This window comes from Streptosporangium sp. NPDC000396 (assembly GCF_042898655.1).
Taxonomy (GTDB): domain Bacteria; phylum Actinomycetota; class Actinomycetes; order Streptosporangiales; family Streptosporangiaceae; genus Streptosporangium.
This window is the reverse complement of sequence record NZ_JBIAZA010000035.1, coordinates 65,721-79,482: the sequence shown is the minus strand read 5'-3', so window position 1 is coordinate 79,482 and position 13,762 is coordinate 65,721. Positions and strand designations below refer to the sequence as shown.

At 67.4% G+C, this 13,762-nt stretch carries 14 protein-coding genes; 10 read left to right on the top strand and 4 right to left on the bottom strand.

Annotation, left to right across the window (positions count from 1 at the left end; genetic code table 11):
* Window positions 1–22 precede the first annotated feature (22 nt).
* Genes ACFY2X_RS39385 through ACFY2X_RS39370 form a run of 4 tightly spaced genes read left to right on the top strand, consistent with a single transcriptional unit; the run spans window position 23 to window position 2,497 of the window.
* On the top strand, window positions 23–625 hold the full coding sequence (locus ACFY2X_RS39385; protein WP_389948186.1) for a DJ-1/PfpI family protein: 603 nt from the start codon (window positions 23–25) through the stop codon (window positions 623–625).
* A gap of 13 nt (window positions 626–638) precedes the next feature.
* Window positions 639–1,325 (top strand): EthD family reductase, encoded by a 687-nt coding sequence (locus tag ACFY2X_RS39380; protein ID WP_389948185.1) that lies wholly within the window; start codon window positions 639–641, stop codon window positions 1,323–1,325.
* Window positions 1,322–2,002: an SDR family oxidoreductase gene (locus ACFY2X_RS39375; RefSeq protein ID WP_389948184.1), complete on the top strand. Its 681-nt coding sequence runs from the start codon at window positions 1,322–1,324 to the stop codon at window positions 2,000–2,002. Before ACFY2X_RS39380 ends, ACFY2X_RS39375 begins: the two co-directional genes overlap by 4 nt.
* Before the next feature lie 42 nt (window positions 2,003–2,044).
* Window positions 2,045–2,497, top strand: coding sequence for a nuclear transport factor 2 family protein (locus tag ACFY2X_RS39370; RefSeq protein ID WP_389948183.1), 453 nt, complete (start codon window positions 2,045–2,047; stop codon window positions 2,495–2,497).
* A 219-nt stretch (window positions 2,498–2,716) separates the two neighbouring features.
* On the opposite strand, the gene ACFY2X_RS39365 is transcribed toward ACFY2X_RS39370, so the two are convergent.
* Entirely contained in the window at window positions 2,717–3,943 is a 1,227-nt protein-coding gene (locus tag ACFY2X_RS39365; protein ID WP_389948182.1) for an RNA-guided endonuclease InsQ/TnpB family protein, read from the bottom strand.
* Window positions 3,944–4,073: 130 nt separating this feature from the next.
* Here ACFY2X_RS39365 and ACFY2X_RS39360 point away from each other — a divergent pair, with 130 nt between their 5' ends.
* The 5 genes from ACFY2X_RS39360 to ACFY2X_RS39340 all read left to right on the top strand — a co-directional run bounded on the left by ACFY2X_RS39360 (window position 4,074) and on the right by ACFY2X_RS39340 (window position 8,647).
* Window positions 4,074–4,238 carry a thiamine pyrophosphate-dependent enzyme gene (locus ACFY2X_RS39360; protein ID WP_389948240.1) on the top strand — a complete coding sequence of 55 codons (165 nt, stop codon included), beginning with the start codon at window positions 4,074–4,076 and terminating at the stop codon, window positions 4,236–4,238.
* Between the two features lie 277 nt (window positions 4,239–4,515).
* On the top strand, window positions 4,516–5,781 hold the full coding sequence (locus tag ACFY2X_RS39355; protein ID WP_389948181.1) for an MFS transporter: 1,266 nt from the start codon (window positions 4,516–4,518) through the stop codon (window positions 5,779–5,781).
* Window positions 5,782–6,026: 245 nt separating this feature from the next.
* Window positions 6,027–6,833, top strand: a complete 807-nt coding sequence (locus ACFY2X_RS39350; protein WP_389948180.1) for a UbiA family prenyltransferase — start codon at window positions 6,027–6,029, stop codon at window positions 6,831–6,833.
* Window positions 6,834–6,873: 40 nt separating this feature from the next.
* On the top strand, window positions 6,874–7,995 hold the full coding sequence (locus tag ACFY2X_RS39345) for a sensor histidine kinase (RefSeq protein WP_389948179.1): 1,122 nt from the start codon (window positions 6,874–6,876) through the stop codon (window positions 7,993–7,995).
* Complete coding sequence (locus ACFY2X_RS39340; RefSeq protein ID WP_389948178.1) at window positions 7,979–8,647, top strand: response regulator; 669 nt, start codon at window positions 7,979–7,981, stop codon at window positions 8,645–8,647. The genes ACFY2X_RS39345 and ACFY2X_RS39340 overlap by 17 nt, the downstream gene beginning before the upstream one ends.
* Window positions 8,648–8,667: 20 nt before the next feature.
* Here the strand turns inward: ACFY2X_RS39340 and ACFY2X_RS39335 are convergent, their stop codons facing one another.
* Window positions 8,668–9,204, bottom strand: coding sequence for an Asp23/Gls24 family envelope stress response protein (locus ACFY2X_RS39335; protein ID WP_389948177.1), 537 nt, complete (start codon window positions 9,202–9,204; stop codon window positions 8,668–8,670).
* Between the two features lie 220 nt (window positions 9,205–9,424).
* Between ACFY2X_RS39335 and ACFY2X_RS39330 the strand changes: the two genes are divergently transcribed.
* Complete coding sequence (locus ACFY2X_RS39330) at window positions 9,425–9,973, top strand: HIT family protein (protein WP_389948176.1); 549 nt, start codon at window positions 9,425–9,427, stop codon at window positions 9,971–9,973.
* Here the strand turns inward: ACFY2X_RS39330 and ACFY2X_RS39325 are convergent.
* Window positions 9,919–12,033: a hypothetical protein gene (locus ACFY2X_RS39325; protein WP_389948175.1), complete on the bottom strand. Its 2,115-nt coding sequence runs from the start codon at window positions 12,031–12,033 to the stop codon at window positions 9,919–9,921. The two genes, ACFY2X_RS39330 and ACFY2X_RS39325, sit on opposite strands and share 55 nt — an antisense overlap.
* A gap of 87 nt (window positions 12,034–12,120) precedes the next feature.
* Window positions 12,121–13,716: a glycoside hydrolase family 10 protein gene (locus ACFY2X_RS39320; RefSeq protein ID WP_389948174.1), complete on the bottom strand. Its 1,596-nt coding sequence runs from the start codon at window positions 13,714–13,716 to the stop codon at window positions 12,121–12,123.
* Window positions 13,717–13,762 lie beyond the last annotated feature (46 nt).

Here is a 13,762-nt window from a genome sequence, read left to right as displayed (position 1 = left end):
GAGAGGAGTGAGGAGTATGGACATGGCACTGGCGAACCACAAGATCGCCGTTCTCATGGAGAGCGACTACTACGAGCAGGAGATCTTCTACTACAGGCTGAGGTTCGCCGAGGAGGGGATCGACGTCCACTTCCTCAGCAGGCTGTGGGGCATGCCGTCGGTGACCTTCTACGGGCACGAGTACAAGATCCCCTTCGAGTGCACCGAGAGCTTCGAGGACATGGACGACGAGACGCTGCGGAGCTTCTCGGCGATCATCGTCCCCGCGGGCATCGTCGCCGACCGGCTCCGCTACACCGAGGACATCGACAAGCTCCCGCCCGCCACCGAGTTCATGCGGCGCGCCTTCGCCGAGCCCACGATCATCAAGGGGATCATCTGCCACGGCCTCTGGCTGATGGCGCCGACTCCGGAGCTGGTCAGCGGGCGCAGTCTCGTCGCGCACAACAACCTGCTCGGCGACGTGCGCAACATGGGCGCCAAGTATGTCGACCAGGACGTGGTCGTGGACGGCGACCTGGTGACCGCCCGCACCGGCGGCACCTGCAACCTGTTCGCCCGCACAATCATCGACCTGCTCGCGGAGCGGGACGCCGGCCAGCAGGCGACTCGTTCCGGGGCCTAGAGCGGAGGATTCCGTGATCCACCAACTGATCTTCGCCAGTCCCCGGCCGGGGATGACCGAAGAGGAGTTCCAGCGCTACTGGATCGAGGTGCACGCCGTACGCTACGCGTCCAAGATTCCGCAGATCAAGCGATACTGCGTGGACGCCCGGGTGAACTCCGCCTCCGACAAGGGAGAACCGCTCTGGGGCGGTGTGGCCGAGATCTGGCTCGCCAACGACGCCGACCAGCTCGCCTCGCTCCAGTCTCCGGAGTTCCTCCAGGGCGCCCGGCTGGACGAGCCCCGGTGGGCGGCGTTCTGGCAGACGCTCGTGCTCGACACGGAGGCCGCCGAGGTGGTCCCCGGTGAACCGCAGAGCGCCGACCGGCCGGGTACGAAGCTGCTGATGCTGGTCAAGCGCAGGGCCGGCCTGTCGCTGCAGGAGTTCCGCGAATCCAGCCTCGGCGGGTTCGCGGAGCTGGTGCGGGAGATCCCGGGGCTGCGCCGCTACTGGCAGGGTCACGTTCGCGACGGCGCCTACGCGATCGGGGAGACGGCGCTGGACTGCGCGCACCAGCTCTGGTTCGACAGCGTGGCGGATCTCGACGCCGCGCTGGCCGGTCCGGAGTTCGGAAAGGCGATGGCGGACCTGGAGACGTTCATCGAGCCGCGCTACGTTCACCGGCTCGTGGTCCAGGAGAATTGGATCATCGGCCCATGACGCGAACCGCACTGGTGACCGGAGGCAACCGCGGAATCGGGCTGGAGGTGTGCAGGCAGCTCGCCGAGGCCGGATACCGCGTGATCCTGACGGCGCGTGACCTCGGGCAGGGCGAGAGGCAGGCCGGCCGGTTGCGCTCGGAAGGGCACGACGTGGTGGCCGAGGTGCTCGACGTGACCTCTCCGGCGAGCGTGTCCGCCTGCGCCGAACGGGTCGGAGCGGTCGACATTCTGGTTAACAATGCGGGGATCTACCCCACGCAGTCGTTCTTCCGGGTTGACGAGACCACCTTCCTCGAATCCCTCCAGGTCAATCTGATCGGTGCCTGGCGCATGTGCCAGGCACTGGTCCCCGGAATGATCTATCGGGGGTACGGCCGGGTGGTGAACGTCTCCTCCGGATTGGGCGCCGTCACCCACAACGTCCCCAGTCCGCCCGCCTACGGCATCGCCAAGGCCGGGCTGAACGCGATGACGCTCAGCCTGTCCGCGGCGGTGCCCTGGGTGGCGGTGAAGGTGAACGCCGTATGCCCCGGCTGGGTCCGGACCGACATGGGCGGGCCCGCCGCCCCGGTCAAACCACGGGATGCCGCCGACACCATCGTCTGGCTCGCCACCCTGCCCGACGACGGGCCGACCGGCGGCTTCTTCCGGGAGCGTCGCGAAATCCCGTGGTGAGCCGCGACGCGCTGAGCGAAACCGAGAGGAACGGAGAGGACCATGAGTCCTGTCGAAGATCGCCTGGATGTGATCGACGTCTGCACCAGGCTGGGGTGGTACACCGACCAGCGGGAATGGGACGCCCTCACCGGGCTGTTCGCCGAGAAGACGGTTCTGGACTACACCAGCCTCAACGGTGGAGAACCCGTCGCCCTGACCCCGGAGCAGATCGTCTCCGCCTGGTCGGGGCTTCTGGGGAAGCTTGAGGCCACCCAGCACCTGATCACCAACCACCTGGCCGAGGTCCAGGGTGACGAGGCCGTGTGCACGGCGGCCTTCCAGGCCACCCACCTGCTGCCCAACGCGCACGGCGGGCCGCTGTGGACGCTGGGCGGCCACTACCGCTTCGACCTGGTCCGCGCCGAGCGGACCTGGAAGATCGCACGAGTGGTGATGACCGCCGTCTGGGCGACCGGCAACCAGCACATCCTGACTCTCGCGGCGGGTGGATAGATGAATCCGGGCGCCGGGGCCTCCGGCGACGGCACCGTTCGCGAAGCGACCCTGTCGTTGCTGCGAGGCCTCGGCCTGACCACGGTCTTCGGCAATCCGAGTCATACCGAGATGCGGCTGTTCCGTGAGTGGCCATCCGACATCTCGTTCGTGCTCGGCCTGCACGAGGCCGCGGTCGTGACGGTGACTCCGCCCCCTCGTGAGCGAGGGGGCTTCTCGCTACGCCGCGTGGGCGTCGCGGAGGGCCAGCCCGACCCTCAGTGTGTTGCTCGCTCCGACGACGTCCGCGTTAGCGGCATATCCGCATCTGACGCAGGTGAAGTCAGCCTGGGATTGACGGTTCTCGCCTGACACGTGTCCGCAACCAGGGCTGGGACAGGTGCGGGAGGTGTTGCGGGGGTCCACAGAGATCAACTGGCGACCGGCGCTTTCAGCCTTGTACGACAGGATGCTCAGGAACACCCCCCAACCCGCGTCCAGGATGCTCTTGTTCAAGCCCGCCTTGGCGGCGGATCCGTTGGGCAGGTAGGAACCGGCCTGTCCGGGGTCCGGCCTGGGAGCCGGGCTCTTGGTCATGTTCTTGATGTTCAGGTCCTCGACCGCGAGGAAGTCCGCGTTGCGGACCAGGGCCAAGGCAGTCTTGTGCGCGTGGTCGGCCCGCTGCCGGGCGGCCTTGCGGTGAATCTGCCCGATCTTCCGGGCGGCCTTCTTACGGCGTTTCGACCCGCGCTGGGTGCGGGCGTAGGCGCGCTGCGCCGCCGCGAGTTCCTCCTTCACCGTTTTCAGGTAACGGGGGTTGGGGATGTGCCCTTGGCCGTCGCTCACCCCGGGCAGTGGCTCGGTGAGCGTGGCGAAGTGGGTGACCCCCATGTCCACGCCGATCTGACGCCCTGTGGAAGGGAGAGGCCGGGCGGGTACGTCGTCGCATGAGAGGATGACGTACCAGCGCCGCCCCTCCCGCTTGACCTCTACGGTTTTGACCCGGCCGGTAACGGGGCGGTGCTGGTGGACCCGCAGGTGCCCGACTCCGTGCAGCTTCACGAAGGCGGCGTTGGGGTGGTGCAGCTGGGAGTCCCACCGGGCTCCGTCCCCCTCGACGAACGTGACCGTGTCGAACCGGCCCCGCCCCTTAAATCGAGGATAGCCGGGGGTCTGCCCGGCCCTGATGCGGCGGAAGAACGCCTCAAACGCCCGGTTCAGGCGGCGCAGCGTCTGCTGCTGGGAGGTGAACGACCAGCGGCCCTGCCCGTCCGGATCGGCGGCGCGGATCTGTTTCAGCTGCGCGGACTGCTCCCCGTATCGGATGCCGATCCGGCGCCGCCGATAGGCCTCGCGCCGCTCCTCCAACGCCGCGTTGTACAACTGACGGTGGTCCTCCAGCATCGCACCGAGTGCGACCGCCTGTTTGACGGTGGGCCGCAGTACGAATCTGAACGACCTGCGCACACCCACCCCCGTCGATCCGCTCGATCACGCCACGGTCAACCTATCGGCTGTCACCGACAAAAAATGAAGGACGAGGCGAAGACTCCAGCGTGAGGGCCGGGGCACACTCAGGTTCGCGTCCGGCTGGCGACTGGACGGGCTCGACATGGTCGCGATCGCCACCGGTTACGGATGCCCTGCCCGCCGAGTGGAGTCGGCCGACCGGCTGAGGCCGGAGCTGACCGCCGCACTGACGGCGGACGGCCCGATGTTGCTGAACGTGCCGGTGGCCGATCCAGGGTCTTTCCGGCTTTAAGTGTTCCAGAGGCTGGCCGGGCTTTTTCCGCATTTAAGGGCAGACCAAAAAGCGGAAAGTGAATTTTCGAGGGCCAGACTTATCGAAATGTTGGTGACTTTGTGTTGATTCTTCCCTCGTCGCCGACGATTCGATTTGGGTATTCTTGCCTCGATCTTGGTCTGACCACGTAAGCGCTCGCAGGTGATGTCACTTTCAAGGGGCACCTATGGTCGGTCGGGAACCTCTTGAAGGGCACCCATCGTCGGTCGGGACCTGGGACACTCCAGGACCACGAGTGACCGTCGCGAGTGTCGCCGGGACGATCGTCGAGTCCTACGACTTCGCGCTCTTCGGACTGGGCGCGGCCCTGGTCTTCGGTGGGAGATTCTTCCCCGCGGGCAGCCCCGGCGTCGCGACGCTCGCGTCTTTGGCGACGTTCGCCGTGGGGTTCCTCGCGCGGCCGATCGGCGGCCTGGTGCTGAGCCACTTCGGCGACCGTGCCGGCCGTGTTCCGATCATGGTGTTCACCCTGTCGCTCATGGGCAGCGCGACCATAGGCATCGGCCTGCTGCCTTCGTATGAGTCCGTGGGCATCCTGGCCCCCGTCCTGCTGGTGATCTTGCGGCTCCTGCAGGGGATCGGCGCGGGTGCCGAGTACGTCGGCGCCATCCTGGTCGCCACCGAGTCCGGCGGGCATCGCGGTCGCGGGCTGCGTGCCAGCCTGCCGGCGGCCGGTTTCTTCGGGGGAGTGCTGCTCGCGACACTCGCCTTCTCGGCGGTGTCCCTGCTGCCCGAGAGGCAGTTCGTCGCCTGGGGATGGCGGGTGCCGTTCCTTCTGAGCCTGGTGACCGTGCTCATCGGCCTTTACTTCCGCGTGAGGATCAGCGAGACGACCGCTTTCAGCGACACGCGGACCACTCGGCGCGCGAACCGTTTCCCCGTCTGGGAAGTGATCCGCCGTCAGCCGCGGGACATGTTCCTCGTGTTCGCCGCCAACGGGCCGTTCGTTGGGATCTTCTACCTCGCCCAGGTGTTCCTGCTGTCCTATGCGACCAAGTCGCTGGGTGTGAGCGCGGTGACCGGGTTGGTCGCGAACCTGGTGGCCTCGGCCGTGGCGATCGTCACCGTGCCGCTGTTCGGCGTGCTGACCGACAGGGTGGGCCGCCGGCCGGTGTGGTTCGGCGGCTCCGCGTTCTTGATCATCACGGCATTCCCCATGTTCCGGCTGGTGGAATCCGGTGGCGGCGCGTGGGTCGTCATGGCGGTGACGCTCATGGTCGGAGTGGGCGTGGCCGCGATGGTGGCGGCCCAGTCGGCGCTGTTTCCCGAACTGTTCGAAACCTCGGGCCGATTCAGCGGAGTCACCGTGGCCAGGGAGGCGAGCGCGGCGCTCGTCGGCGGTCCCGCGCCCTTCGTCGCGGCCGCGCTGACCCAGCGGTACGGGGGCGCGTCATGGCCGATCGCCCTGCTGATCACGGTCCTCGGCGTCGTCGCGTTCGTGGCGGTCGTGTTTCTCCGGGAGACCCGCCGGATTTCCGGCATATCCGAAGCCGATTCCTGACAGCGCATTAATTCGACTGTTCATTGAAATTCAATTATGGTCGTATGGGCAATTGACTTCGCCTCGCACAAAACGATGCCCATAAAGTGACATCCGGGGTCCTACCTTCAGCTTTATCGCTTCATCGGGGCGGACCCGCGGACTAATCTGAGCCCATGCTTCCCGTAATAGAACGGCCGCGAATTCTCCGGGCTCGCGGAGTCGCCTCGGCCGTATCAAACTGTTTCATCGAGTCAAGGCCAGTCGTGCAGATCGTCTTCGCGATGAGGTTTCTCGTGGGGGCGATCCTGGGTGGCAAACTGGACGTGGCATCGGCTATGCTGGGGGTGACCATCTGGTATTTGACTACAACCGCCGTGTATGTTTTCAACGGTGTTACCGATGTTGTCGAGGACCGTGTCAATGGATCAAAACGGCCTATAGCGAGTGGTGACGTATCGCTTAGGGCGGCCGCCACGGTGTCGATATCGTATGCCATTCTCGCCCTGATCGGCGGGGCGATCGAAGGAAATGGCCTCTTCTGGTTCGTCCTCTTATTCCTCGCCCTCGAATATCTGTATTCCGGCCCTCCGTTCCGGTGGAAGCGCTCGACGCCGGGTGCCATCTTCGTCGTGATCGGCATGGGTGGCCTGAGCTACGCGGCCGGCAGTTGGGGGGCGGGCGGCGTCGAGCTGGGTGCCTTCGCCACGGCGGCGGTGCTCTGGATGGGGCTGGTCGGGGCGACCTCGAAGGATCTGCATGACGAGGAGGGCGACCGCGCGGCCGGTCGCAGGACATGGGTGGTGGCCTGGGGGCAGACCCGGGCCCGCGCGGCGATCGGGGTGTCGGCCGTGGGGGTGGGGCTGGGCTTCCTCTTCTTCGCCCTCGGCCTGGTGCACTCCCTGATCCCGGCGGCCGTCGTCTTCTGCGTCGGCGGTTTGACCGTGGCCGGCCTGGTGGTCAGCCCGTCCACTCTCGGCGGGCGAAGCAAGGCGCGCAGACCGTATCTGATTTTTATGATCACACAATACTTGGCGAACATCACTATAATAGTGCAGTTTGCGATGTCCTAACCTTGGCATGACCTGCTAAGATCGCGCCTATATAAAGGTGATGGGTGCGAAGCAGGGAGATCCTGGGTTGGAAATGTCTGGGATCGAAGCCATGGGGGCGCGTGTCGCGGAGAGTCTGGAACTGCGCCGTTCCGAAGTTCTCTCTGTCTATGAAGCGCAGCTTCGTGAAGCGAACAGCACCATTGTCATGAATGATGCCTCCTGGGGCCAGGCGCTGGAACAGGCCGGCTACATTCTGGAAGACGTAAAGGAAAGCCTGCGCAGCGGCCAGGCGGTCATCGACCAGTCCACGCTCTCCCTGAGTACGGCAATCGGTGTGAGCCGGGCATCGCACGGCGTGCACACCAGCGACTCCCTGCGCGCCGCGGCGATTCTTTTCGAAGTCATCCTCACCGTGGTCGAAGAGTCACTTCCCGATGACGCTGTGGCGGCACGGGTTCTGTCGGTGGCGGCCACCGCGCTCAATCTCAGCCTCGTCGAACGAGTTCAAAGCGCGGCGATGTCCTATGCCGGTCATCTGCTCAACCGTATTCACGGCGCGCATGTGGACGAACGGCGGCGCATCGCCAGGGAACTGCACGACCGGCTGGGCAACCAGGTGAACGTCGCCTTCCGCCATCTGGAGATGCACGAGATCTACCACACGGGGTCACCCAGCGAGAAGGTGACCCTGGCCAAGGCGGCCCTTGTCGAATGCCTCGACCGGATCAGGGACATCAATCTCGACCTGCGCCTGAGGAATCCGGTGGAGGACCTGGAGAAGGGGCTGCTCGAATACCTGGCGCTGGTGGCGCCCAACGACGTCTCCACGACGGTGTTCGTCAACGGCGACGAGGCCTGGGCTCCGGCCGGAGTGCGGGACGAGCTTTTCGTGGTGCTGCGGGAGGCCTTGCGCAACGCTCTCACGCATGCGGAGCCCAGGAACCTGACGGCATGGGTCGACATCGCCCCTCACGAGGTCCGGGCGATGATCGAGGATGACGGGAAGGGCTTCGACGTCACGACGGCGACGCGCTCAGGGAACGGCATCGGGCTGACGTCGATGAAGGAGAGAACCGAGTTACTGGGCGGCACCGTGTCGGTTCACAGCCGACCCGGTGCCGGCGCACGCATCCAGGTGCGCATCCCTCTCCCCGGAGTACGTGATGTTAAATACAGCTGAACCGACCAGGATCCTTCTCGTTGACGACCACATGCTGTTCCGGCAGGGGCTGCAGGAACTGCTGGACACCTATCAGAACCTGACCGTCGTGGGCGCGGCCGCCAACAGCGAGCAGGCGATCCGGCTGGTGGAGGAGTCTCGTCCCGACGTCGTCCTGCTGGATGTGAGCATTCCCGGTGACGAGGTGACCGTCACCGCACAACGCATCCTGGATCGCTCACCACAGAGCCGTGTGATCGTGCTGAGCATGTACGACGATCCGCAGCTGGTGCAGGCCGTACTGGCCCTGGGCGTCAACGGCTACCTCCTGAAGAGCATCAGCAGGGACGAGCTGGTCGCCGCGATCTGCACGGTGATGACCGATCCGGGCCGGGTGGTGCTCTCGGTCTCCCGGATCAGCATGGAATACGTCAGCCAGACCACGACCGTGATGCTCTCCGAGCGAGAACGCGAGGTCCTCCTCCTCGTCGCCCACGCGTTCAGCAACGCTCAGATCGCCAATCGCCTGTCGATCTCCCAGGGCACCGTGAAGCGCCATCTCCGCAACATCTTCGGCAAGCTCGGTGCGGTGTCGCGGATCGACGCGGTGAACAAGGCCGTGGCCTCATCCATGATCAGGCTCTCTGAGATGCGTGGCCCGCGCCGGCACTGACCTCGCGCGGGCCTCGGGGGTCAGGACCCTTCGGCGAGGGGGGTCTCGGCGGTGAGCTCGCCGGGCAGGCGAACGTCGTCGACGCTGACGTTGACCTCGACGACCCGCATGCCCAGCATCCTGCTGACCGTGCGGGCCACGTTGGTCTTGACCTCGTTGGCCATGTCCATGACCACGTGGCCGTATTCGGCCACGATCGACACGTCCACCGCGACCGTGCGGTCCTGGACGTGGGCGCTCACACCCCGGCTGGTGCGCCTGGCCCCGGTGCCGGCCCGCTCGCGGACGGCCTCGAACGCGTGATCCGAAACCTCGCCCAGGGTGGCGACACCGGGCACCTCCAGCGTGGCCAGGGCGGCGACCTTCTCCACCACCTCGTCGGCCACCTTGATCCGGCCCTTCACCACGGCTGAAGCCACCATCTCGGCGGGCGGTTCGGCGAGGGGCGAGTCCGACCGGCTCAGGGAGAACGGCCGCATGGCGGTGGTCGTCTCAGCGGGAGAGTCGATCTCCTCGGCGGTCTCCTCGGTGAGTTCCTCGGCGGCGACGTCGGTCATGGGGTGCTCCTCGGCTGTCGATGGTCACGCTGGCTGGATTCTGCCGGAAATCCGCCCCATTTGTCCGCTCGTGCCGCGGAGGCCGTACTCTGAGTCCTCCCCGCGGCGGGGGAGGCCGATCGGCGTTCGCGCACGCCACACCGGACGGCCCGGCTGGTTCGGGGCCTCCGCCGAGGAGGCGCCACGCCGAACAAACCCGCTTGGCAATATGCTAATCGCCATGAGCGAAGAGCCAGAGACGCAGCATGGGGCAGGGACGCCGGACGCGTTCGAAAGGCTCTGGACTCCTCATCGGATGGCCTACATCAAGGGGGCCAACAAGCCGACCGGCTCCGGTCCGGACGACGGCTGCCCGTTCTGTGACATCCCTCGGATGAGCGACGAGGACGGATTGATCGTCGCCCGCGGAGAGTCGGTCTACGCGGTGCTCAACCTCTACCCCTACAACTCCGGGCACCTGATGGTCTGCCCCTACCGGCACGTGTCGGACTACGCGGACCTGGACGACGGCGAGACCGCCGAGCTCGCCGACTTCACCAAACGCGCGCTGGTCGCCCTGCGCAAAGCCAGCGGCGCGCAGGGCTTCAACGTGGGCATGAACCTCGGCAGCGTGGCCGGTGCGGGCATCGCCGCCCACCTGCACCAGCACGTGGTGCCCCGCTGGGGCGGGGACACCAACTTCATGCCGGTGGTCGGTCACACCAAGGTGCTTCCTCAGCTGCTCCGCGACACCAGGGAACTGCTCGCGGACTCCTGGCCCACCTCGTAGCCCACCGTGCCGTCGTGGAGGGCCTTGATGCCCACCGACAGCATCAGCGGCACGCCGAGCGCGAGCGCCATGGACAGCACGGCCGCGCCCGAGTCGTTGACCAGCATGCCGACCACCCCGCTGACCAGGGTGCCGATCAGGCCCGCCTTCAGTGCGGGGGAGTGGCTGAAGGCGGCGGGAAGCACTCCGGCACTCGCCGCTCCCGGCCGCAGCAGCGCGTAGACCAGGAACGCGACCGCGGCGATCACAATCGGCATCAGGTTGGGGTTGAGCAGCGTGCCCAGCATCGCGCCGAGCTTCCGGCCGATCACCTCCATCGCCTCGCCGGTGAACACCTGGCCGACGAAGCGGCCCAGATGGGTCTGGGAAGCCGGCGGGCGCATGTAGTCGAGATAGGCGATGGTCATCACGGTGACGCCGCCCGCCACGCAGAACGCGCCCAGCTTGACGATCGAGACCCGCCTGCCCGCGATCAGAAGCGCGGTCACCGCGATGCCCGGCACAAAAGCGATCACACCGCCGAAGTCGCTGCCCACACCCGGCCAGCCGCCCAGGATCATCGCCGAGCACCCCAGCACCACCACGACGGCGACCGCCGCGCTCTTGCGGGCCCACCCCACCAGCCGGTGCGCGATCGTGGTGGCCAGCAGCAGGACCGATGTGGCGAACAGCGCGAAGGGGATGTTGCCCAGGCCGTAGTAGCGGGCGCCGACCACGGCGGTGTAGCCCATCAGGCTGTTGAGCTGCAGGGTCGTCCCGGTCAGCAGGTCACCGGCGAGCACCGCCGCGGTGACCCCCGTCACGACGGCCAAGGGTCCGAGCGGGTCGCGCCGCCAGGGGCCGGCCAGCGCCGCCGCGGCCAGCAGGAGGGCGAATCCGACGACCCCGCCGACAAGGGAGATCGTCGGCGCCTGGCTGTGGTGCCAGGGGGTGAGGTTGACCAGATACGTCGACACGGGCACGGACGCGAGCACCAGCGCGGCCACGCGGATCCCGCCCAGCCCCCGCCTGCGGCGCATCAGCAGGAACGCGATGACGTAGAAGACGACCTGGAGCACGGCGACGGCGGTGAAGAAGATCCCACCCATGTTCCTGATCGTCTGGCCGGCCACGTCGGCGTTCATCAGCTCGGCCCGTGCCGTCTCCATGCCGCCGGTACGGCTTTCGCTCGCCCGCCAGGGCACGCCGATCACGGTCGGCGGCGTCGGGATGCCGGCCATGGTGAGCATCGTGGCGGTGATGTCCGGCAGGATCGTGATGTCCTCGCGGTGAGTGGAGGCCGCTCCCAGAAACCGGCCGGACCCGTCTCCGGCGCGCATCATGGCCACCCGCAGATGCGGCGCGTTCCCGTGGTCGGCCAGGCCCGCCAGCAGCACACCGGCATCCTCGGGCAGCGCGTTCAGCACCGCTCCGGCCCTGGCGTCGGCCAGCCGCAGCGCCGCGGCCCGCTGCCCCGGGGCCAGCTTCTCCTCCGTGTCGGGCAGCCGTCCGCCGTCTGCGTACGGCCTGATCAGGTCGTCCACGTCCACGGCGACCACCCGGCACTCGGTGAGCACGCCCGGACCGATCTGCGAGGGGGAGGGGACGTAGCGGTCCACCTTCCCCGTCCGGTCGGCGAGGGCCAGCGCCGCGCCCGGGCCGACCGCGAGCGTGCACCCACCCGCGGCGTGTACGGCCTCGCCGAGCACACCGGCGTTCCGCTGACCGGCGACATCGCGCAGGTATTCGTAGCCGGGGATGACCGCGCCGGTCGTGCCGGGCTCGGGCACCGGCGGGAGCCCGCAACCGTAGCCGACCGCGGACCTGACACCGGCCGAGACCGTCAGCCATGCGTCATAGGGGCAGGTCACCCGCCCGACCGTGCGGACGGACAGCGAGCCGACCGCACTCTGGCCGGCCAGCCGCCACAGGTTCGGCGTGTTCTCGGGGCTGAGGTCACCCCACTGCAGCCCGGGGACGCCGATGAGCACCACCCGCCCGTCAGCCGGCGCGGCGGCTTGCGCTGCCCCTGGCCACAACACGCTCAGGAACAGCACAAACGCGATAAGCGTCCGCCTCACCACTGACCTCCCCAGACCTTGGGCAAATGCTGGCACCGTAGGGGAAGATCGTGCCACGGGTCTACAGGACCAGCCTATTGAACTCGGCTAGACGGCCCCGGCGGGCGCGCTCTCGTTGTGCAGCCGGTCCAGGGCGGTGACGAGGTAGGTGCCGCCGCCCTCGATGGCGAAGGTCTGCCGCCCGCCGTCTGCCGCGGGCACGAGCGCGACCAGGTTGCGTGCGTCCGCGGTGGCACACTGGCCGGCCTTGCCGGAGGAAACCCGGTAGACCGCGTAGGAACGAGCGCCGGCGGAGGACTTCCAGCTGAGCGTGGTGCCCTGCGTCTTCACGTCGGCGGGCTGGGCGGGTGCCTGGCCGCCGAGGGACTTCATCAGGGGCAGCAGCGCCGGGCGGTGGTAGTGGTTCTTGACGACCCGGTCCAGCACGCCCAGCGGGTTGGTGAGGAGTTGCTTGCCGCTGAAGTAGACGTCGCCGCCGACCTGCCTGTGCCTGCGGTTCAGCGCGAGATGCGAGGGTATCTCGCCGGGTTCGGTCCAGGCCGGGGTGCCGGTGCTGCCGACCTGGTAGAGGGCCTGGCCGATGTAGAGGTGCACGTCGGTGCCCTTGACCTCGTTCGCCCACCACGGCATCAGCACGTCGTAGTCGGCGGCCTTGAACCCGCGCGGCCAGTAGAGCTGCGGTATGACGTAGTCGACGGTGCCCTTGCGGATCCAGTGGCGGGCGTCGGCGTAGATGGAGTCGTAGGCGGACATGCCGCCGGTGGCCGAGCCGGTGGGGTCGTCGGACTTGTTGCGCCAGATCCCGAACGGACTGATGCCGAACTTCACGTGCGGCTTCGTCTCGTGCACGACCCTGTCGACCTGCGCGATCAGCTTGTCGACGTTGGCGCGGCGCCAGTCGGCGAGCTTGGCGCCCTTGCCGTGCTTCCGGTAGACGGCGTCGTCGGCGAACTTCGTGCCCGCGCCCGGATAGGGGTAGAAGTAGTCGTCGAAGTGGACCCCGTCCACGTCGTAGCGCGTCACCACGTCCTTGATGACCGAGGTGACGTGGTCGCGGACCTCGGGCAGGCCCGGGTTGTAGTAGACCCGGCCCTCGTGCTTGACGATCCAGTCGGGGTGGACCCGGGCCGGATGCCTCGCCGGGAGGTCGTTCACGTCCCCGTCGTAGGCGGCGCGGTAGGGATTGAACCAGGCGTGGAACTCCAGCCCGCGCTTGTGGGCCTCGGCGACCAGGAAGGCCAGCGGGTCCCAGCCGGGATCCTTGCCGGCCTTGCCCGTCAGATACTGCGACCAGGGCTCCAGGTCGGACTTGTAGAAGGCGTCGGAGGCCGGGCGGACCTGGACGAACACCGCGTTGAACCGGCGCTTGACCGCGCTGTCGAGAAGCTTGAGGTATTCGGCCTGCTGCCGGGCGACCGGAAGGCCGGTCCGTGAGGGCCAGTCGATGTTCTTCACCGTGGCGATCCAGACCCCGCGCATCTGCCGCTTGGGATATTTCGCGTCCACCGGGCATGACGTCGACTGGGAGGCCGTGGTCGTCTCGGAGGTCGTGGCCGTGCCGGAGGTCCGCTTGGGGGTGGCGGCCTTGGCCGCCGGCGGGGCATCGGGCCCGAAGGTGTAGGCGGCCCCGGTGGTGACGAGGGCGAGGGCGGCGGCGGCAAGCAGAGGGCGTCCGGTTCGCATGGTTCCTCAGTCTGGCACTGGAACCGGAATGCTTTAGCCGAAAAAA

Coding starts and splice junctions, on each gene's coding strand:
- ACFY2X_RS39385 (WP_389948186.1), top strand. CDS start 23: ATGGCACTGGCGAACCACAAGATCGCCGTTCTCATGGAGAGCGACTAC.
- ACFY2X_RS39375 (WP_389948184.1), top strand. CDS start 1,322: ATGACGCGAACCGCACTGGTGACCGGAGGCAACCGCGGAATCGGGCTG.
- ACFY2X_RS39370 (WP_389948183.1), top strand. CDS start 2,045: ATGAGTCCTGTCGAAGATCGCCTGGATGTGATCGACGTCTGCACCAGG.
- ACFY2X_RS39345 (WP_389948179.1), top strand. CDS start 6,874: ATGGGTGCGAAGCAGGGAGATCCTGGGTTGGAAATGTCTGGGATCGAA.
- ACFY2X_RS39340 (WP_389948178.1), top strand. CDS start 7,979: ATGTTAAATACAGCTGAACCGACCAGGATCCTTCTCGTTGACGACCAC.
- ACFY2X_RS39335 (WP_389948177.1), bottom strand. CDS start 9,204: ATGACCGACGTCGCCGCCGAGGAACTCACCGAGGAGACCGCCGAGGAG.
- ACFY2X_RS39330 (WP_389948176.1), top strand. CDS start 9,425: ATGAGCGAAGAGCCAGAGACGCAGCATGGGGCAGGGACGCCGGACGCG.
- ACFY2X_RS39320 (WP_389948174.1), bottom strand. CDS start 13,716: ATGCGAACCGGACGCCCTCTGCTTGCCGCCGCCGCCCTCGCCCTCGTC.